The 20799-nt window shown below is 47.0% G+C and carries 21 protein-coding genes; 8 read left to right on the plus strand and 13 right to left on the minus strand.

Annotated elements, in window-relative coordinates:
• The first annotated feature begins 61 nt into the window (after window positions 1-61).
• The 3 genes from pepT to KNO94_RS07125 all read left to right on the plus strand — a co-directional run bounded on the left by pepT (window position 62) and on the right by KNO94_RS07125 (window position 3562).
• Window positions 62-1300, plus strand: coding sequence for a peptidase T (gene pepT / locus KNO94_RS07115; protein ID WP_214742564.1), 1239 nt, complete (start codon window positions 62-64; stop codon window positions 1298-1300).
• A 52-nt stretch (window positions 1301-1352) separates the two neighbouring features.
• A complete protein-coding gene (locus KNO94_RS07120) occupies window positions 1353-1802 on the plus strand; it encodes an SACOL1771 family peroxiredoxin (RefSeq protein ID WP_427373410.1) in 450 nt (149 codons plus the stop codon).
• 134 nt (window positions 1803-1936) lie between these two features.
• Complete coding sequence (locus KNO94_RS07125; protein WP_214778491.1) at window positions 1937-3562, plus strand: ABC-F family ATP-binding cassette domain-containing protein; 1626 nt, start codon at window positions 1937-1939, stop codon at window positions 3560-3562.
• 30 nt (window positions 3563-3592) lie between these two features.
• On the opposite strand, the gene KNO94_RS07130 is transcribed toward KNO94_RS07125, so the two are convergent.
• The gene (locus KNO94_RS07130; RefSeq protein WP_214778493.1) at window positions 3593-4345 is read right to left on the minus strand and encodes a FixH family protein; all 753 of its coding nucleotides are present in this window, start codon (window positions 4343-4345) and stop codon (window positions 3593-3595) included.
• 265 nt (window positions 4346-4610) lie between these two features.
• On the opposite strand from KNO94_RS07130, the gene KNO94_RS07135 reads away from it, so the two are divergent.
• On the plus strand, window positions 4611-5807 hold the full coding sequence (locus KNO94_RS07135) for a LysM peptidoglycan-binding domain-containing protein (RefSeq protein WP_214778495.1): 1197 nt from the start codon (window positions 4611-4613) through the stop codon (window positions 5805-5807).
• 52 nt (window positions 5808-5859) lie between these two features.
• Here KNO94_RS07135 and aceA read toward each other — a convergent pair whose 3' ends face one another.
• The 3 genes from aceA to KNO94_RS07150 form a co-directional block, all read right to left on the minus strand.
• On the minus strand, window positions 5860-7128 hold the full coding sequence (gene aceA, locus KNO94_RS07140; protein ID WP_214778497.1) for an isocitrate lyase: 1269 nt from the start codon (window positions 7126-7128) through the stop codon (window positions 5860-5862).
• A gap of 75 nt (window positions 7129-7203) precedes the next feature.
• A complete protein-coding gene (locus KNO94_RS07145) occupies window positions 7204-7500 on the minus strand; it encodes a hypothetical protein (RefSeq protein ID WP_031424308.1) in 297 nt (98 codons plus the stop codon).
• Entirely contained in the window at window positions 7497-9680 is a 2184-nt protein-coding gene (locus tag KNO94_RS07150) for a malate synthase G (protein ID WP_251125870.1), read from the minus strand. Before KNO94_RS07150 ends, KNO94_RS07145 begins: the two co-directional genes overlap by 4 nt.
• Before the next feature lie 181 nt (window positions 9681-9861).
• Here KNO94_RS07150 and KNO94_RS07155 point away from each other — a divergent pair, with 181 nt between their 5' ends.
• The gene (locus KNO94_RS07155; RefSeq protein ID WP_078146066.1) at window positions 9862-10308 is read left to right on the plus strand and encodes a MarR family winged helix-turn-helix transcriptional regulator; all 447 of its coding nucleotides are present in this window, start codon (window positions 9862-9864) and stop codon (window positions 10306-10308) included.
• On the plus strand, window positions 10305-10940 hold the full coding sequence (locus tag KNO94_RS07160) for a nitroreductase family protein (RefSeq protein WP_214778500.1): 636 nt from the start codon (window positions 10305-10307) through the stop codon (window positions 10938-10940). The genes KNO94_RS07155 and KNO94_RS07160 overlap by 4 nt, the downstream gene beginning before the upstream one ends.
• Window positions 10941-10979: 39 nt before the next feature.
• Here the strand turns inward: KNO94_RS07160 and KNO94_RS07165 are convergent, their stop codons facing one another.
• From KNO94_RS07165 to KNO94_RS07205, 9 genes are all read right to left on the minus strand, one after another.
• Entirely contained in the window at window positions 10980-11642 is a 663-nt protein-coding gene (locus KNO94_RS07165) for an NAD(P)H-dependent oxidoreductase (RefSeq protein ID WP_015880376.1), read from the minus strand.
• Between the two features lie 16 nt (window positions 11643-11658).
• Window positions 11659-12270: a class I SAM-dependent methyltransferase gene (locus tag KNO94_RS07170; RefSeq protein ID WP_214778502.1), complete on the minus strand. Its 612-nt coding sequence runs from the start codon at window positions 12268-12270 to the stop codon at window positions 11659-11661.
• Complete coding sequence (locus KNO94_RS07175) at window positions 12267-13274, minus strand: ABC transporter permease (RefSeq protein WP_214778504.1); 1008 nt, start codon at window positions 13272-13274, stop codon at window positions 12267-12269. The genes KNO94_RS07170 and KNO94_RS07175 overlap by 4 nt, the downstream gene beginning before the upstream one ends.
• Window positions 13271-13945, minus strand: coding sequence for an ABC transporter ATP-binding protein (locus KNO94_RS15365; RefSeq protein WP_214778506.1), 675 nt, complete (start codon window positions 13943-13945; stop codon window positions 13271-13273). Before KNO94_RS15365 ends, KNO94_RS07175 begins: the two co-directional genes overlap by 4 nt.
• Window positions 13946-13986: 41 nt before the next feature.
• The gene (locus KNO94_RS07185; RefSeq protein WP_214778508.1) at window positions 13987-14715 is read right to left on the minus strand and encodes a GntR family transcriptional regulator; all 729 of its coding nucleotides are present in this window, start codon (window positions 14713-14715) and stop codon (window positions 13987-13989) included.
• Window positions 14716-14794: 79 nt separating this feature from the next.
• On the minus strand, window positions 14795-16219 hold the full coding sequence (locus tag KNO94_RS07190; protein WP_483299173.1) for a glycoside hydrolase family 1 protein: 1425 nt from the start codon (window positions 16217-16219) through the stop codon (window positions 14795-14797).
• 37 nt (window positions 16220-16256) lie between these two features.
• Window positions 16257-17564: a PTS cellobiose transporter subunit IIC gene (celB, locus tag KNO94_RS07195; RefSeq protein WP_041918122.1), complete on the minus strand. Its 1308-nt coding sequence runs from the start codon at window positions 17562-17564 to the stop codon at window positions 16257-16259.
• A 23-nt stretch (window positions 17565-17587) separates the two neighbouring features.
• Entirely contained in the window at window positions 17588-17932 is a 345-nt protein-coding gene (locus KNO94_RS07200; RefSeq protein ID WP_041917964.1) for a PTS sugar transporter subunit IIA, read from the minus strand.
• A 5-nt stretch (window positions 17933-17937) separates the two neighbouring features.
• Window positions 17938-18234: a PTS sugar transporter subunit IIB gene (locus KNO94_RS07205; RefSeq protein ID WP_015880368.1), complete on the minus strand. Its 297-nt coding sequence runs from the start codon at window positions 18232-18234 to the stop codon at window positions 17938-17940.
• 134 nt (window positions 18235-18368) lie between these two features.
• On the opposite strand from KNO94_RS07205, the gene manA reads away from it, so the two are divergent.
• Both manA and KNO94_RS07215 read left to right on the plus strand, forming a co-directional pair.
• Entirely contained in the window at window positions 18369-20156 is a 1788-nt protein-coding gene (manA, locus tag KNO94_RS07210) for a mannose-6-phosphate isomerase, class I (RefSeq protein WP_214778509.1), read from the plus strand.
• A gap of 188 nt (window positions 20157-20344) precedes the next feature.
• Window positions 20345-20782: a hypothetical protein gene (locus tag KNO94_RS07215; protein WP_214778511.1), complete on the plus strand. Its 438-nt coding sequence runs from the start codon at window positions 20345-20347 to the stop codon at window positions 20780-20782.
• Window positions 20783-20799 lie beyond the last annotated feature (17 nt).

Below are 20799 nucleotides of genomic sequence, written 5' to 3' on the forward strand. Positions count from 1 at the left end.
TTCGACTTCGATTGCGCGTGATAAACTAATGAAGATGAAACTTATTAGAGGAGGGCAATCCATGCAAGCAAAATTAATTGAACGCTTAATGACGTACGCGAAGATTGATACACAGTCGGATTTCACGAGTACGACAACACCATCGACGGCCAAACAATGGGATTTGATTCGCCATTTGGAGAAAGAATTGAAAGATCTCGGACTGACAGACGTCGAGACGGACGAATACGGCTATCTCTTCGCCACACTTCCGAGTAACGTCGATCATGATGTCCCGACAATCGGCTTCCTTGCCCACGTCGATACAGCGACCGACTTCACAGGAACGAACGTCTCCCCACAACTCGTTGAGCATTATGAAGGTGGCGACATCGTCTTGAATGAGTCATTGAATGTCGTTTTATCACCAAAAGACTTCCCTGAACTCGACGGGTATGTCGGGCATACGCTCATGACAACGGACGGGACGACACTCCTCGGCGCGGACGACAAGGCGGGAATCGCCGAAATCGTCACAGCGATCGAATACTTATTGGCTCACCCTGAGATTCCACACGGGCCGGTCCGCATCGCCTTCACACCGGATGAAGAAATCGGACGTGGACCACATAAATTCGATGTCGCCCGATTCAATGCAGATTTCGCTTACACGATGGACGGGGGTCCACTCGGAGAGTTGCAGTATGAGAGCTTTAACGCGGCCGGTGCGACCGTCACCTTCCACGGGACGAACGTGCACCCAGGTAGCGCCAAGAACAAGATGGTGAACTCGATGAAGCTCGCGATGGCGTTCCAAAACCGTTTGCCTGCTGATGAGGCACCGGAACGGACGAGCAACTACGAAGGATTCTTCCACTTGAACGGCTTCAATGGGGACGTCGAGAAGACGACGCTTCAATACATCATCCGCGATCACGACAAACAGAAGTTCGAAGCGCGTAAAGCGTTGATGGAGAAACTTGTCCTCGAATGGAAACAAAAATACGGGGAGGAACGGATTGAACTCCAGATGGAAGACCAGTATTACAACATGGCTGAGAAAATCGAGCCGGTCAAACACATCGTGGATACCGTCGCTGATGTCATGCGTGGCCTTGGCATCGAACCGAAGATTGAACCGATTCGTGGTGGGACAGACGGTTCGCAACTTTCTTACATGGGACTCCCGACGCCGAACATCTTCACGGGTGGGGAGAACTATCACGGGAAGTTCGAATATGTCTCTGTGAATAACATGGAAAAAGCGACAACAGTCATCATCGAAACACTTCGCACATTCGCGAAACGTGCACAAGCATAACACATGCGCCTCCAATCGTTCTCTTTTACACTAGAGACATTGGAGGCGATTTTTGATGAAACATACATTTAGCATGAACCTAGGTTGGGATGGCGGACGAAATGACGTCGGTACCCTCGAGGCCGAGCGATTAAAGACGCAGATTTCGATTCCGCCCGAGATGGACGGTCCCGGAGTCGGCACGAATCCGGATGAGATGTTACTCGGGGCAGCGGCCACGTGTTATATCATCACCCTCGCAGCCGTACTCGGGCGGAGTGACCTGACTCACCGTGGCATCACGATTGACGCGGAAGGCATCGTCGATGTGACGAACGGCATCTTCACTTACGAGACGATTCGCTATGCGACAACGATTCAAGTCCCGGCAGAGATGACGGATCGAGAGATCACACTTGTTGAACGCATCGCTAAAAAAGCGAAAGATCAATGTATGATTTCACGCGCGCTCGCAGGCAATGTGGCGTTCGAATTGAATACGACCGTTGTGCGAGTCGATTGAAGCCATCGTAATGATGGCTTTTTCCAATATGACGACCACAGTACTCTATTAGATTTTTTGCGACACTGCGCGATTTTCAAAAACGTGATACAATACACGTCGTAAACTAATCAGAAAAACGAGGGATACCATACATGATTACAGTAAATAACGTCAGCCTACAATTTGGCGGTCGCAAGTTGTTCGAAGAGGTGAACATCAAGTTCACGCCAGGCAACTGTTACGGATTGATCGGTGCGAACGGTGCCGGTAAATCGACATTCTTAAAGATTTTATCAGGTGAGCAAGATACGACGACAGGTGATGTCAGCATCACACCAGGCGAACGTCTCGCCGTCCTCAAGCAGGACCACTACGCGTATGAAGACAGTGCGGTTCTCGAGACCGTCATCATGGGTCACGAGCGTCTCTACAAAGTAATGAAAGAAAAAGACGCCATCTACATGAAAGAAGACTTCTCAGATGAAGACGGGATGCGCGCAGCTGAACTCGAAGGAGAATTCGCTGAGTTGAACGGTTGGGAAGCAGAGTCGGAAGCCTCGATGGTCCTCCAAGGTCTTGGTATCTCTGAAGCGCTCCACCAGAAACAAATGAGCGAACTCACAGGTGGGGAGAAAGTCAAAGTCCTTCTTGCCCAAGCGCTCTTCGGTAAGCCAGATATCCTCCTCTTAGACGAGCCGACCAACGGACTTGACCTAAAAGCGATTCAATGGTTAGAAGAATTCTTGATCAACTTTGAAAACACAGTCATCGTCGTTTCCCACGACCGTCACTTCTTGAACAAAGTCTGTACGCACATGGCCGACCTCGACTTTGGAAAAATCCAATTGTATGTCGGGAACTACGACTTCTGGTATGAGTCTAGCCAACTCGCTACACGTATGGCGGCAGACCAGAACAAGAAGAAAGAAGAGAAAATCAAAGAGCTTCAAAACTTCATCGCACGTTTCAGCTCGAACGCATCGAAAGCACGTCAAGCGACGTCTCGTAAGAAGTTGCTCGATAAGATCACACTTGATGACATCCGTCCGTCGTCACGTCGTTATCCGTTCGTCGGATTCACGATGGAGCGCGAGATCGGAAACGATGTTCTCTATGTCGATAACGTATCGAAGACAATCGATGGTGTAAAAGTACTCGACAACGTCACGTTCTCACTCAACAAGACGGACAAAGTCGCATTCGTCGGTCGTTCGGACGTTGCCATCACGACACTCTTCAAAATTCTCATGGGTGAGATGGAGCCAGACAAAGGGTCAGTCAAATGGGGCGTCACGACAACTCAGTCATACTTCCCGAAAGACAATTCGGAGTACTTCGAGGGCTCAGAAAAGAGCATCCTCGACTGGTTGCGCCAGTTCTCACCTGCCGATGAGTCAGACACGTTCCTTCGTGGATTCCTTGGCCGCATGCTCTTCTCAGGTGAAGAAGTCATGAAGAAGGCGTCTGTCCTCTCAGGAGGAGAAAAAGTACGCTGCATGCTCTCGAAGATGATGCTCTCGAACTCGAACGTACTCGTCCTTGACGATCCGACGAACCACTTGGATCTCGAATCGATCACAGCACTCAACAACGGTCTCGAGTCGTTCAAAGGTGTGCTTCTCTTCAGCTCACATGACCATCAGCTCATCTCGACGATCGCGACACGCATCATCGAAGTGACTCCGAATGGCATCGTGGACAAAGAAGCAACATACGATGAGTACTTGGAGAACGAAGCGCTTCAACAACAAGTTGAATCCCTTTACCAAAATGCATAATAAAAAATCGGCTCAACGTGAGCCGATTTTTTATTTAACGTTTACCGTCTCCATGACGTGCTCATGAATATCATGACCTTTCGTGACATGGACTTGAACGTTGTATGCGCCTGATTCAGCAAAGGTGTGTGCACCTTTATACATCCCAGTATCTGCTTCCTCTAACTTCACCCACTCATGCTTCTCTGCCCCGTCTTGGAAGATTTCGAGTTGTACTTCCGCCCCTGCGAGCATCTCGTCTTCAATCATGACGTGTACCATGAATGGTTGTTCTTCCCCTGCTGTCGCCTCTTTCGGGTCAAGCGTGATATCCGCTCCAGCGTGGTGATGATGCTCACTCTCTTCTTCTTCTGCTTCAGCAGCCGTTTCTGGATGTCCAACCGTCACGTTTGTCGTCGGCATCGTATGCATCGAGCGAGCTGTCACGTGCACTTGAACCGTATAGACCGCTTCTTCCGCGAACGTCGTCTCCGCTTCATAGACACCGTCTTTCGTGAGTGACGCCTTGATCATCTCACTTTCTTCCTTCGCATCGTTCTTCCATACTTCGAACTTGATTTCATCCGCATCGTCTACAGGTTGACCATCTTGCGTGACTGTTACAGATAACGGTACCGCTTCTCCTTTTTCTGCCGTCGCAGCAACCGTCAACTCTGCCTCGACCGGTTCCATTGACTGTGGAACAGCCGCGCTCTCCGCTTCTTTCTCCGTACCACACGCACCGAGTACGAACAACCCGATAAGCCCAAACACGACCCCAAACCGTGTCATCATCTTTTTCATCATAAGTCCTCCTTATAAATCGCTTACATCTTTCACACATTGTTCATGATACCATCTCTTTCCAAAAAGAGTGTGAGCATTCTGTGATATATCCCACGATACATTCTCACAAATTTCACACATATAGTTGAATCAAAATTTATTGAGTACATTTCCGAATTTTAGTCCATCATTTCTAAAAAGGGGTATATAAAATATATCAAGGTCAATCATTTGGAAAGTCTTAACATCGAGAGAGTTACATCATGAATGGAGGCGAATTCAGATGAAACGTAAGGTCATTCGTGGGGCGATGGCACTGTTCATCTTATTGGCGATGGTGATCACACAATCGATTTCTGTCAGTGCCGCCGCTTCAAAATTTGTCACGAGCGTGAACACGACGAGTAAGGTCGTCGCATTGACGTTCGATGACGGGGCAGACGGGGCGAACACGAACAAGATTTTAGACATTTTAGCAAAAAACAATGTCAAAGCCACTTTCTTTTTAACGGGGTCGGGCGCAAATAACCATCCACAGTACATTAAAAATATCGCCGCAAAAGGACATCAACTCGGAAATCACTCGTATACACACCCTGACTTCACCAAACTGACTGCCACGCAGATGAAATCCGAACTCGACCGCACGGAAGCTTTGATTAAATCGTTGACCGGAAAAACGACAAAACCGATTTTCAGAGCCCCTTTTGGTGCAGTGAATAGTACCGTATTGAGCGGTGTCGGGGCTGCAGGATACGGATACACGATTCAATGGAACATTGATACGGTTGACTGGAAAGGGTTGACCGCGAGCCAAATCAACACGAAAGTTCAGACCAACATCAAACCGGGTTCAATCGTCTTGATGCATACCGGAGCCGGGGCCCCGGGTACACCGCTCGCACTCCCAACGATGATTTCACAACTGAAAGCGAAGGGCTACAAATTCGTCACAGTCTCGCAATTACTGGCGTATCAAAATACGTCGACGAACAAAACGTATACCGTGAAGTCAGGTGATACGTTGTACAGTATCGCACGGACGTATGGTGTCACCGTCTCCGCGCTTGCGGCTGCCAACAACATCACGAACTATAGCTTAATCTACGTTGGACAAGTGCTCATCATTCCAGGAACAACCGTCACACCACCATCTACAACGACTGTGAAATATACCGTGAAATCGGGTGATACGCTCTATAAGATTGCGACAATGTACAATACGACCGTCGCAAAGATTGCGGCCGCCAATAACATCACGAACGTTAACCTCATCAGCGTCGGACAAGTGCTCATCATTCCAGGGACGACCGTCACACCACCACCTACAACGACCGTGAAGTATACGGTGAAGTCGGGCGATACACTCTATAAGATTGCAACGATGTACAATACGACCGTCGCGAAGATCGCATCCGCCAATAACATCACGAACGTCAATCTCATCAGCGTCGGACAAGTGTTGACCATTCCGAAATGACACGCCATACACAAAAATAACCGCTGCACGTGCAGCGGTTATTTGCTTTTCCTTAATTTGTGAACTGCTCTGCTTCTGTCGATCCAGCCAGTGCAGTCGTTGATGATTGCCCACCTGAGATGACGAGCGAAACTTCATCGAAGTAACCCGTCCCGACTTCACGTTGGTGACGTGTCGCTGTGTAACCATGTACTTCAGCCGCAAATTCTGCTTGTTGTAACTCCGAGTAGGCTGCCATGCCACGGTCTTTGTACCCACGTGCGAGCTCGAACATGCCGAAGTTGAGCGCGTGGAATCCAGCGAGTGTGACGAACTGGAACTTGTAGCCCATTGCGCCGATTTCTTGTTGGAACGTGGCAATCTCTTCGTCTGACAACTTCTTCTTCCAGTTGAACGATGGTGAGCAGTTGTAAGCGAGAAGTTTACCTGGATACTTCGCATGAATCGCTTCGGCGAATTGACGTGCCTCTGCCAAATCTGGTTCAGACGTCTCACACCAGACGAGGTCTGCATACGGTGCATAAGCGAGTCCACGAGCGATTGCTTGCTCGATACCAGCTTCCGTACGATAGAAGCCTTCCGATGTACGCTCTCCAATGATGAACGGGTGATCGATTGGGTCGATGTCGCTTGTGATCAAGTTCGCTGCGTGCGCATCTGTCCGCGCTACGATGATTGTCGGGACGCCCATGACGTCTGCCGCGAGTCGAGCCGAAATCAAGTTTTTCACAGCCGTCTGCGTCGGGAGTAATACCTTTCCACCGAGGTGACCACATTTCTTCTCAGACGAGAGCTGGTCTTCGAGGTGAACGCCGGCAGCTCCCGCTTCGATCATCGCCTTTGTCAATTCGAATACGTTGAGCACCCCACCAAAACCGGCTTCCATATCTGCGACAATCGGTGCGAACCAATGCGTGTCGCCTTTTCCTTCTGCCGTTTGAATTTGGTCGGCACGTTGAAGTGCCTGATTGATTCGTTTGACGACACTCGGCACCGAGTTGGCCGGATATAGACTCTGGTCCGGATACATGTGACCTGACAGGTTCGCATCCGCCGCTACTTGCCAACCACTCAAGTAGATGGCTTCGAGTCCTGCTTTTACTTGCTGAATCGCCTGGTTCCCTGTCAATGCACCAAGTGCATGGACGTAGTCACGCTCGTGCATCAATTGCCACAAGCGTTCCGCTCCTTTTGTCGCAAGCGTTTGTTCAATCACGATAGACCCTCGTAATTTCATGACGTCTTCTACAGAGTACGGACGTTCTACACCTTCAAATCGTTCTGACTGCCAGCTGTTCAATAATTCTTCGCGTTGTTTCATTAATAAACCCTCCTGTATTATATTAATTTTATAAAATTAAATTTGTTATATAACAGATGGTGCAAATGAAATGATTTAGTCGAGGTAAGCGCAGCATTCCAATGCTGCCTTGAACGTCGAATGCTCCATCCCGCAACAACGACAGACGTTCTCTTCGTCCCGATCTTCCGGCTTGCGGAATACGACGACTTCATCGATCGGCTCTTTCATGATTTGAAGTGAACCGTCTGTCCGGTCCAAAACGAGGCGCATCAAGTCGTTACCATATACGAATGCTGTATTCGCAAGTGATGCAGTCGATTCTCCAGATACGATGCGGCGGACGACCCAACGTTCAATCAACTGTTCGCTTTCCATTTTTTTCGTTGTCATGATAAGGTTCCTCCTTTTAAATTGAACTCCACAGTTTGTCGTTTCATAAATTCACGGCGGCGGCGATGTAAGATTGGCTCCGTATACCCGTTCGGCTGTTTCAACCCATGAAACACGAGTTCGTGGGCAGCTTGATAGGCGATCGACTGATCGACGTTCGGCGTCATTGGTCGATAATTCGGATCTGACTCGTTTTGTTCATCGACGACTCGTGCCATCCGATAAAGCGTGACCTCCACTTGATCCGCTGAACAGATGCCGTGATGTAACCAGTTGGCCACGTGTTGGCTCGAAATCCGGAGTGTCGCCCGGTCTTCCATCAGTCCGATATGGTGAATATCTGGCACTTTCGAACAACCGACGCCTTGTTCGACCCAACGAACAACGTATCCGAGCAACCCTTGCAAGTTGTTCTCAAGCTCTTCTTTAATCTCTTCTTGCGAATAGATGCGCGTCGCGAGCGGGATATCGAGGAGTTGTTGTCTCTCATGTTTCGAATGAGGTTGCTTGATCAATTCTCGCTGTACATCAAAAGCATCGAGTTGATGATAGTGCATCGCATGGAGCGTCGCCGCGGTCGGTGAAGGCACCCATGCCGTCGTTGCTCCGGAGCGTACGTGTGCCTTTTTTTCACGCATCATATCCTGCATCCGGTCAGGCATCGCCCACATCCCTTTTCCAATTTGTGCTTGATGATGGAACCCACTCTCGAGACCGGTTGATACATTCAACCGTTCATATGCAGCGAGCCAAGGTGACGTCTTCATTTCCCCCTTCCGACGCATTGGTCCGAGCGTCATCGAGGAATGAATCTCATCTCCCGTGCGGTCGAGGAAGCCCGTGTTGATGAAGACGACTCGCTCTTTTACTTGCGCGATACAATTTTTCAAGTTGAGCGACGTTCGTCTCTCTTCATCCATGACGCCGACTTTTAACGTATAGCGAGGAAGGTCCAGTAAATCTTCTACGGCGTCAAACAGGTCATTGGTGAATGCCACTTCTTCAGAGCCGTGCATTTTCGGCTTGACGATGTAAATCGATCCTTCCCGAGAGTTGAGACGACGATGAAGATGGCGACTTGCAATCAATGAAGTAAAGATGGCATCAACGATCCCCTCTGGTACCTCGCAACCTTCTGCATCAAGAATCAAGTCCGTCGTCATCAAGTGTCCGACGTTCCGAATGAATAAGAGCGCGCGTCCCGGGAGGACGACTTCCGCTCCACCTTTTCCAATCAAACGTTTATCTTCGTTTAAACGCCGAGAGAGTCGCTTCCCATTCTTTTGGAACGAGGCTTCAAGCGTCCCATCCATCAGACCGAGCCAATTACGATACAGATGAACTTTGTCTTCCGCACAAACGGCTGCGACCGAGTCCTCACAATCCACGATTGCGGATAGGGCTGATTCGAGCACGATGTCCATCAGTCCAGCAGGATCGACCTTTCCGACCGGATGCTCGCGGTCAAATTGCAGTTCAACGTGTAAGGCATGGTGTCTGAGCATCAACGTCTTCAACTCGTTCGGTTCCCCGGTGTAACCGACGAAGGAATCATCTGCGAACGAATGCTCGACGTCCCCGATTACCGCATAGGCGACATCGTCACGAACGACGTATCGTGTCACTTCCTTGTGCGACCCTGATGGTAGCGGGAACGTGTCATCCAGAAACTGTTTCGCCATCCGAATGACCTCATTACCGCGAACGGGATTATATGCTCGCCCCTTTTCCATACCGTCTGTCTCGTCAATCATGTCCGTCCCATAAATGGCGTCGTAGAGACTTCCCCATCTGGCGTTGGCGGCATTGAGTGCATATCTCGCATTGTCTAACGGGACGACGAGTTGCGGTCCAGCTTGATGCGCGATTTCGCGATCGACATTCGACACGTCGATGTTAAAATCTTCGACGACCGGTTCGATATAGCCGATTGACGTTAAAAATGTCTCATATTCGATTGGATCGACCTCGTCTTGCCGACTGTACCACTCCTGTAACAATCGCTCATATGTCGTGCGCTGCTCTAGAAGTGTCTGATTCACTGGAGTGAAACACTCTAGAAGCGATTCGACGCCTTCCCAAAAAGCGTTGATTTCATGGGGTTCAAGTACGTTTTTATTCACAAATTCGAGCAGTTTTTCATGAATATGATACGTATCTAGTCGTTCATAGTGTTCCAAGCGTTCACATCCTCCTTTAATCATTGTTATATATCAGTTGATTACAATATAGACTATTATATAACAGTTTGACAACCCATTTCTTAAAACTTTTTATTTGAAATCCTGTGAAGATGGGTTTACTATACATTGTGTGACCCATCAATGATTGAGTCATCAATGATTTGAGGAGGCGATGTGCATGCGAGATTCTTGCTCGCTTCGTGATCAAATTCTCTATCACATCATCACGGTACAAAAAGAATTAGGGCAATTATTCGACTCTGAAATGGACGGGCTCAGCTTGAGTCGCTACGACATTTTAAGCAACTTGTATCACGTCGGTCCATTGCGGCAACGTGAATTGCAACAGCGCGTCGATGTCGACCATGCCGCCATCACCCGACACTTGAAACAGTTAGAGACGCAAGGACTCATCACGCGGAGACGCTGTGAACAAGACAACCGTGTCATCTATGTTGAGTTGACAGACGATGGTCGTGAACAAATTGCACATTGGACTGAGCAAAAAGAGTGCTTAACGGACCGACTTTTTGTCAACATGAAGGTAGAGGATCAACAACAGTTATTAGCATCACTCACGATGTTACAAGATACTATTGACCATGAAAGGAAGACTACAATATGAACACTGCTACACAAAAAGACTTTATGGAGATTGTCAAAGGACGCCGCTCGATTCGTGTATACGATGAGAACGTCAAAATCTCAAAAGAAGAAATGACACAAATTCTTGAAGAAGCAACAACAGCTCCTTCATCACTTAACTTACAGCCATGGCGCTTCGTCGTCATCGATAGCGCAGAAGGAAAAGAAACACTCCTCCCGCTCGCAAGCTTCAACAAACGCCAAGTGGAAACATCTTCAGCTGTGATCGCACTCTTCGCCGATTATCAGATGGCAGATTACACAGAAGAGATTTTCGATTCAGCAGTAGAGCGCGGTATGATGCCGGCTGAGGTCCGTGACCGTCAAGTCGACATGATCAAAGGCATCTTCAAAGATGCACCGAAAGAAATGATCAAAGATAGTATCATGCTCGATTCAGGTCTCGTTGCGATGCAACTCATGCTCGTCGCACGCGCACACGGATATGACACAAACCCAATCGGCGGATACGACAAAGCGAACATCGCTGAAGCGTTCGGCCTCGACAAAGAACGTTACCTTCCAGTCATGCTTCTCTCAATCGGGAAAGCAGCAGAAGAAGGGTATCCATCAGTCCGCTTCCCAGTCGACCGCATCACAGACTGGAAATAATTCAAAAGAGTCAATCGCCCCGGCGATTGACTCTTTTTTTCATCCAATATATTTGACGACTTCGTTAAAATCACGACGTGTTTTCGGTGCAAAGTCGCGCGCTCGATACCCAAATGCGACCATGACTGAAAGTGACCATTCCCCACGTTCCATCACACCTTCTGAGATTAACAACTCATCAATCTCCTCTTGATTGAACCCTTCAATCGGGCATGAATCAATTTCAATTTGTGCGGCAGCCGTCATCATGTTTCCAAGAGGGATATATGTCTGACGCTTGATCCATTCCTGGAAGACACGCTCATCGTCTAAGAGACGGTAGTCGTTCTCCTGGAACTCTTGCACTCGTTTCACGCGCTGTGCGTACTCTTCTTCCGTCCGTCCTTGCACGCCTGTGACGATGTGACGAATATAGTCTGCATCGTAACGCATGGCTTTCGGTGTTCTTGCGAGGATCAACACAAAGTGACTGGCAGTCAGGGCCTGACCTTGCGCTCCCCATGCATGATCTTTAATCTTTTGGAGTAAATCTTCCCGACGTACCACGACAAATTGCCATGGCTCGAATCCGAACGAGCTCGGTGAAAGACGTCCCGTCTCTAAGATGAACTCCATGTCCTCTTCTTTGATTTTACGATCCGCATCGAACGCTTTCGTCGCTTGACGCCAACGATATGCCTCTAAAATGTCTTTCTTTTTCATCGTACTCACTCCTCCATCACCAAGATAATTCCATCATATCAAACCGGTAAATCAAAAATCGCTCATGAAGATTCTTCAGCGGGAGTCGAACGGTCTGTACATATTGAAAAGGCGTCTCGTCGTTCAAATAATGGAGGTATTCATCCGCCGGATAATATAGAATCACGTCGACCGGACGAGGGACCGTTTCAACAGATTCGATAATGTTGGCAATCACTTGGCGGAAGACGTTCACCGAGAACGGATTAAAGAAGTAGAATCGATTCGCATCCGGTGGAATCGTGAATTCCTCCGCTAGCCCCCGTTCCAATTGAACACTTCCCCGATTACGATGTTTCTTCGTATAGCTCATCCAATTTTGAAGTGCCTCCTCATGAAATCCACCGTCCATCTCGACACCGATTGCCCTCACACGAAACGTATACGCTAAATAGAACGGCAAACGTCCTTTTCCCGAACCGAAATCCACGATCGTATCTGTGGACTCTAACGGATACGCATCCCGAAGCAAATCGAGTGCTTTGTAAGGAGTCGGCTCATAACGATGATATTCGGCCGAGGACGGAAATCCTTGCTGAGGTTTAGCCGTCTCGATTTGCAGGAGTTGTTCATATTGCTGTTCGTTCATGATGAACCTCTTTCTTGAATAGATTGGAAGAATGGATGCCGCTCCATTTCTCTCGTGAACGACGTCTGTTCCTGATAGGCGACATACAACAAATAAATCGGAACTACTAGTTTGAACCAACTCGGGAGAAGAATCACGCTCGTGACCCCGAGCGGAATGAGTCGAAACCACAGATTCCGATGACTCGGCGTTCTAAAGTACATAAGGAGTGCCATCGTCCGTCTGACGGTGCCGAAGCGATTCGGTCTCGGTCGATACAGGGGGCGTTTCCGCTCACTCGTCTTCTCGATCGCTCCTGACGTCGTCAACAGGACACGGTCGAATGAGGCACGCTCACGTTCCCCGATTTCAATCTCCCGACCGATATTCGGATGTTTCGACACCCATCCTTCCCCTACGTATAACGCAAATGTGACCATCATGCTTCCGGTCAACACACTGAGTAATACTGAATCAATCAATAACGCATACACACCTACAAAAGCAAGGAGTACGATTAAAAATCGCTTCATGAGATGGGCGTGTCGGAGACGTAGATGATACTGAATCCATGCATGGCACCAACTGAGTAGAAATAGTGCAGCCCCAAACGCGAGTATCTCGCCAACACTCCTGACCTTTATGTATAGAATTGGGGCAAGCAACAGCAAATAACACCCATATTGAATCACGTGTTGCGTAACATGATACCAAACCGAATACCATTTCAAATCCCGAATCATGCTTTGGTTTGACACAAGGATGAGATCGGCACGCTCAATCCAGACAAACATGCGATCTTGCCACATGAACCATCCAATCAGAAGTGCAAAGAGAAAATAAGGGATGTCACCTAACCAGGGGAAGCTCCCTTCCCAGACTTGCCAATAGGAATAGCCTGCCCATATGAGAAGAGGAAGGACACCGTATAAAAAAATCGTCCAGTCGACAATCAATCGGACCGTCTTCCACTGTTGTTTTATATAACGGGAGACACGCATCCAAAACAATCGTTTCGCAATCATCGGAGCGCCACATCTTCCATCATATCGAACAAGGTCATCCCCTCTGTTTCGAGCGCCTCACGAATCTCTGCTTTCGTCCCACTCGCGAGCAGTTGCCCATCATCGATCCATACGAACCGGTCACACAACCGCTCGGCCGTATCAAGAACGTGTGTGACTAATAAGACACTTGCCCCCCTCGCACGCTCCGTTTCTAACAGTCGAAGTAACTGAATCGTCGTCGTTGCATCCAATCCGATAAACGGTTCATCGACAATCAATATCTGCGTTTCTTGAATGAGCGCCAATAAAATCATCGCCTTCTGTTTCATCCCTTTTGAAAAAGAGGAGAGATACCGGTCGGTCACATGATCGAGTCGGAAAAGCTGTAGCAACTCCTCCGTTTTTTCTGTTGAATCGACTCCCGTTAATTCTTGGACGAGTGCGATATGTTCAGACAGCGTCAAATAATCATAGTAGACCGGTTGCTCCGGGATGTACGCATAGCGTTCCATCTCGACCGTTCCCTTCATCCAAGGAATCGTTCCGGTAAGACAGGCGATGGTGGTCGTTTTTCCCGCACCATTCGACCCAATCACCCCTAAAATCTCACCTGCCCGTACATCAAACGAAATGTCTTGAATGACGGGCTCGTTGCTCTCATATCCTGCTTGTTCAATTCTCACATCCACGATGGGTCCTCCTTACGAAAAAGTCGCCATCGCGGCGACTTTTACTTCACAATATTGACCGATGAAAACACAAATTTATCGTATCGGTGACGGGCAAACGAATACTCGAACGGTTTCCCGTTACTCAAATAGACAACTTGCTCGACTTCGATAATCGGTTCAGTGACATCATTCTTCAAGTAAGCTTGATCGTACTCATCCGGTTTATCTGCTCGTATCACTTTATGCGAGCTTGTAATCGTATAACCCAGCTCTTCTTGAATATACGCATACACGGACTTTTCTAAAATTTCACGTGTGATTCCCGTAATGAGGTTAGCAACCATGTACGTCAATTCGATGACATATGGCTCATCGTCTACGTAACGCACACGACGTATTTCATAGACTGGTTCTGTCAGCTCAATCATAAGATGATTGGCGACTTCCTGACTCGGAAACTTCACCTCAAAATTGAGGACCTCACTTCGTAACGAGCGATCTCCGATAACTTGAGTCAGCCCTCTCGTTTCTTTGCTAATCACGTTGATGCGATCTTTTTGGAAGCTCGACTGTAAAATGAATGTTCCTTTGCCACGTTTACGATAAATCAGCCCTTCCATGACGAGAATCTCAAGCGCACGTTTCATCGTCATTCGGCTCACCCCAAACTCTTGGGCCAAATGGATTTCATCAGGTAATGCATGTTCTAGCGGATAAACGTGTTCAATAATTCTTTTACGAATTTCATCAGCAATGGTTTCATATTTCGGTTTTTTCTTAGTAGACATATAGCACCTCATGTATAGACATATATGTACAATATATCAAAAAAAGCTGACAAAGAGTAGTCTTTGTCAGCTTACTTCATTATTCTGTAAAACCATTAGCGTCAATCAACTGTTTAAACCAGTGCCCTGATTTTTTTACAGTACGTTGTTGCGTATCTAAGTCAATGCCTACAAATCCATAGCGATTTTTATAAGCATTGCTCCATGACCAATTGTCCATGAACGTCCAAAGATGATAGCCTTTTACGTTCGAACCCTCTTCAATCGCTTGATGCATCCATTTCAGATGTTCGCGAATGAAATCAATTCGATAATCGTCTTGGACACTTCCGTTCTCGTCACGATAACGTTCTTCACCCTCGACCCCCATTCCATTCTCTGAAATAAAGCAAGGAATATTACCATAGTTTTCTTTTAGATTGATTAATATATCATAGATTCCTTTTTCGTAAATTTCCCATCCACGATATGGATTCATTTTACGTCCAGGCATCTCATAAAAATCAAATAAGTTTTCCGGTAAGAATGGTGCGTCCAGATTCGGCAGTGATGCTTTTGCTTTCACGCGACGCGGCTGGTAATAGTTGATGCCAAGCAGGTCGACTGTATGTTTTCGAATGAGTTCAAGATCGCCTGTTTCCATCTGTGGCATCGCATCTTCCGACTTCAGCACATCTACTAATTCTTGAGGGAACGTGCCTAAAACAGATGGATCGAGGAACGAGCGATTGAACATCGCATCAGCAATGCGCGCTGCGCTCAAATCAGCTGGGTGCTGACTTCTCGGATATGAGGGTGTCAGATTTAAGATGATCCCGATTTGCCCAGATTGTCCCATGTCACGATACGCTTCGATTGCCTTCGCACTCGATAAGATCGAGTGGTACGCTACTTGGACAGCTCGCTTGAAATCAACAACGTTTGGATAATGAAAATCATATAAATATCCACCCTCTACCGGTACAATCGGTTCATTATGCGTGAACCACTTCTCGACGCGGTCACCAAACAACTCAAAGCATGTCTTCGCAAAGGTGACATATGCCTCCACGACTTCCCGTGATTCCCAACCACCTTGTTCTTGAAGCGCCATCGGCATATCGAAGTGATACAGATTGATGAACGGTTCGATACCATGATCGATTAAGCAATTGATGACATTGTTATAAAATGTGATTGCCTCTTCATTTACTTCCCCGACACCTTTTGGAAAAAGACGTGACCATGAAATGGAGAAACGGAACGTGTTATGCCCGAGTTCTTTCATCAATGCGATATCTTCTTCATACAAATGATAGAAGTTTGAAGCCTCTGTTGCGCTTACGCCATTGAAAAAGCGATTCGGCTCTTGCATGTACCAGTAATCCCAGATATTCAATCCTTTTCCACCTTCAAAAGCAGCACCTTCCATCTGTGTAGCAGAGGAAGCCGTTCCCCACCAAAAATCTGTCGGAAATTGATAGGTCTTTTGCTCTTTCATTCGTGTTTGTGTCGGGTTCGTCATCTTTTATCTCTCCCTTATTTCTATTTTCTCTATTTGTTTACACTGCTTCTTGTTTATCTGTTGATTCTTCTAACTCTTTTTTCAAGTTCATGCGGTCGATAAATTTCAAGAACGGGAACCAAATCGCCAAAATAATGAAGAAGTTCACGATTTGAAGAAGACCTCCGGCAAGCGAGTTCGTCGCCATGATACCACTCAAGAACATTGGGACAGTCCATGGAACAGCGACACCCGTTGGTGGTGGGACTAAGCCTGTCGACATCGCGAAATATGTGACCGTTACCGTCACGAGCGGTGCGACAATCCAAGGAATCATGATGAGCGGGTTCATAACGATTGGAAGTCCGAAGATGACCGGCTCGTTTACGTTGAATAGTCCAGGTCCGAGGGATAGTTTCCCGATTTGTTTCAACTGTTTCGATTTCAAGAACAACAAGATAGCCACGACGACAGCAAGTGTAGATCCGGAACCACCAAGCCCTACCGTGTAAATTTCAATGAACTGTTTACTGATAATGTTCGGAACATCTCCAGTCGAGGTATAAGCCGTCAAGTTCTCCACAGATAATGTGTTCCAAATCGGGTCCATCACCGAGTTGACGATGACCTGACCGTGAAGTCCGAAGAACCAAAATAGCTGAACGAAGAAGATTGCAATCAACGTTGGAATGAGACCATTCCCCAATGTCACAAGTGGTTGCTGAACGACGTTGAAAATGACGTCATGAAGATTCGTATTGAATAAGTTCGTCACGATGATGTTGAATGTTAAAAATACAGTCAAGGTTAATAATGCAGGAACAAGTGCTGAGAATGATTTCGCAACAGCTGGCGGTACTCCATCCGGCATCTTAATCGTCCAGTTCTTTTGAACGACAAATCGATAAATCTCACCGGACAGGAATCCGGTAATCATCGCAAGGAACATCCCTTTCGCTCCAAGGCGATCCAACGGAAGGACATTCCCGACTGCCTCTGACATACCGTCAACTTCAATCAAGAAAGGCGTTAAGAGAAGGAAAGACACGAGCGAGATCGCTCCTCCGAAGACAGCCTCGACTTGATAACTTTTCGATAGATAATACCCGATACCGAAGACGACAAAGATAGACATAATCCCCATCGTTGCAGATGGGGCGTTTCCGAGTGATGTTTTAAATACACTGAGTGTACTCTCGGACATGAAACGGTCGAGGAACGGCAGGTTTGCAATGACGACGATGATTGACCCAAACATGGTAATCGGGAAAGCGAGCATGAATGCATCTCGCAATACTTGTAAATAGCGACTGTTGTTTAAATAGGTCGCCATCGGCATGAGCAGTTTACTGATCATGTTGAACATCTTATTGTCCTGTGACATATGATTCACCCTTCTTGATTAGGATTTACAATCTTTTGTTCGACCATTTCGACCAAACCCGCTGTCAAATCAAGCATTGTTTGCGTAGACATTAAATGGTCCTCTGCATGAAGAAGCAATAAAGAGACGTCTGTTTTTTCTCCATTCGCTTCTCTTTGGATTTGTGAAAAGTGTGTTTGATGTGCTTCTTTTAATTGTCCACGTGCCTCATCAATCTTTTCTTCGAACGTTTCATAAGAACTCGTTTTATACAGTTGAATCGCTTCCTGAATCGTACTTCTCGCATTGCCACTGTGCAAAATCATCATGAATGCCATTTGCTCCAAGGTTAACTCGTCTACCTGTTCCACGTTGTTCACCCCATTAATTTCATCGCTTGTTCGTATGCAGCTTTTCCATTCGCCGTGCCGTATGCCATCATATCGATCACTTCAATCGGTGTTGATGTTTGCGCTTTCAATTTATCCAACAAGAAACGCATTTGTGGACCAATCAAAATCACATCTGCCTCGTCCATCTCGGTTACGACCTGATCTTGACCGACTGCCCAAATCTTCGCCTCATCCCCGATTGATGTGGCATGATCTTTCATCTTCGTTACGAGTAAACTCGTCGACATCCCTGAACTACACGCTAATAAGATTTTCTTCATGTGTCCTCACTCCTTATTTGAAATCGGTTACATGTTTTATTATACACATGATTTATTTCATGTCTATACTTGATTTAAACTTTGTTTAGTTTTTAAATTCATAAGTGTATATCAAATTAACAGGAGGACAGGATATGAGCGCTATTCTTTTAAAACCACACTATCAACAGCGACTTTGGGGAGGGGAGCGTCTGAAGCAATTTGGTTTCGATTTCAATGACCCTTCGATCGGTGAAGCTTGGACGGCTTCTGCATTAGAAAAAGGTAGTTCAGCCGTTGCTTCCGGACCCTACGTTGGTCTTTCTTTGCGTGAACTCTATCAACAATATCCAGAGTTGTTTCAAATTAAAGCGGACGTGTTTCCGCTACTGATTAAATGGATTGATGCGAACGATGATTTGTCTATTCAAGTTCATCCTGATGATTCGTTAGCGGAACAACTCGAAAACGAATCATATGGAAAAAATGAATGTTGGTATATTCTCGATGCTCCAGCAAATGCGACACTCATTTACGGTCACTCCTATGCCACCTCAGAAGACTTCAACAAAGCGCTTGAAACAGGCGATTTGGAACACGGCTTGATACGAAAATCGATTCATGCCGGTGATTTTTTCTATGTCCCAGCTGGAACGGTCCATGCATTGACAAAAGGGGTATGCGTACTGGAAATTCAACAAAGTTCGGACACAACCTATCGTCTATACGATTACGAGCGACTGGATGTGACGACCGGTCGTCCACGTGAACTTCACGTAGAAAAGGGCATTCTCGCTTCTTTCGTTCCTCACCTTGGCTATAGTGAACCAATCCGTCAACTCGATCACTTTCGAACACGTTTGACGAAGAATCCATTCTTCTTCGTGGAAAAATGGCATGTTACAGCGAAAGAAAAGATTTCGACCGACACGTTCCGGTTACTATCTGTCGTGCAAGGAACATTAATCGTTGATGAGATGGAAGTACCTACGGGAGGTACACTCCTTCTCCCGGCCAATGAGTCATTCTTGATTGAGGGAGAAGCGATTTGTCTAGTGACTGGTGTTCCTTCCGATGAAAAACAAGCTGTCCGAATCGGGATTGATTTAGGAGGGACGAACACTCGGATTGCGGCTGTTTCACTCAAAGGTGAAGTACTAAAACAACTCACGTTTAACACGCAGCCTCAACTTCCTTTCGAAGAGACACTACAATCTATTGAGACTGCGATTCATCAATTCAATGTTGAATTCGATATCCGGCATGTTGGAATTGTGGCTCCCGGTCCACTCGATTTGAAACAAGGGATGTTTTTAACGCCTCCAAACCTCCCGAATTGGCACAATCAAAAAATTGTTGAGCCTTTAACACAGCGCCTCGGCTTTTCTGTCACCCTTGAAAACGATGCGAATGCAGCAGCTCTCGCAGAAGCTAAATTTGGAGCAGGAAAAGGATTCGATGCTGTTTTTTATGTAACAGTGAGCACTGGAATCGGTGGCGGTTATGTCTATAAACATCAAATCATTCGAGGGGCGAACGGCAGTGCCGGTGAAATCGGAAATATGATTATCCGTTCGAACGGACCAGTTCACCCTGTACTGAATCGAGGCTCTCTCGAATCACTCGCAAGTGGTACCGCGCTCATGAGTCGCGCAAGCGAAAAAGGATATACAAACGTCCCTTCGCTATTATCAGATGACGAGTACCGCCATCACTTCGTCGAGGAACTGGCTAGCGGACTAGCTAACATCATTCATACCGTCGATCCTGATGTGATTGTATTAGGAGGCGGCGTCATGATGTCGGCCTCATTATTTTGGAACGAATTACAACAAGCAGTCTCGAATAAAATGTATCCACATGCTAGTGGAAAAACGCGTCTCTGCCTCACTCAATTGTCAGGAGATGCGGGTGTGATCGGCGCTGCCTTTGTCGAAGCATAATGAGGTTTGAAAAAAAACGGACATTCATCGTGAATGTCCGCTTTTTTGTATACAGAAATGTGAAATAAATCAACATTATACTTTGCGAATCATCTACAGTTTCTTTTCTAGATTGAGTTAGATTCGTTTACTTTAGCGTGGTAACGTGAAATGATAATGATAACAACTCTTTAAAGTGAGGTGACGGTGTGTCTACCATAGAGCACGAACAAGCGACATCTATTTTGCATCACCTCTTTACCGCCTCTTCTTTTGTCGGAATCGATTTCGGTTCTGGTCCGAACCATCATCTTCTCTATTTCAGTCGTCAAGGACTGGAATCTTGGATCTCCATTGAGGGACCGTGGCATGTCCATGCGACGCAAAATACGTTTGACGAAGGTGAACAACTCGAACAGCTCATGCGCTTAAGAAGAGAGCGCATCCATCACGTACGACTCGGTGACGAACACCCCCACCTCGAACTGGAATTTGAATCCGGATCCCTTCTCTTCATCAATGGATATCAAGAACACTTTGAGTGCTGGCAAGCAGGGGACGCGAGACCACTTGGTGGAGACGCCTATCTGTTGGTCGCGATGCCACAAGGGGAGCTCGCAATCTTTGCGGATGGAGACGACGAATGAACACTTGGATGGAAATT

Origin of the sequence: Exiguobacterium sp. s22 (assembly GCF_018617455.1) — a bacterium.
Classification (GTDB): Bacteria; Bacillota; Bacilli; order Exiguobacteriales; family Exiguobacteriaceae; genus Exiguobacterium.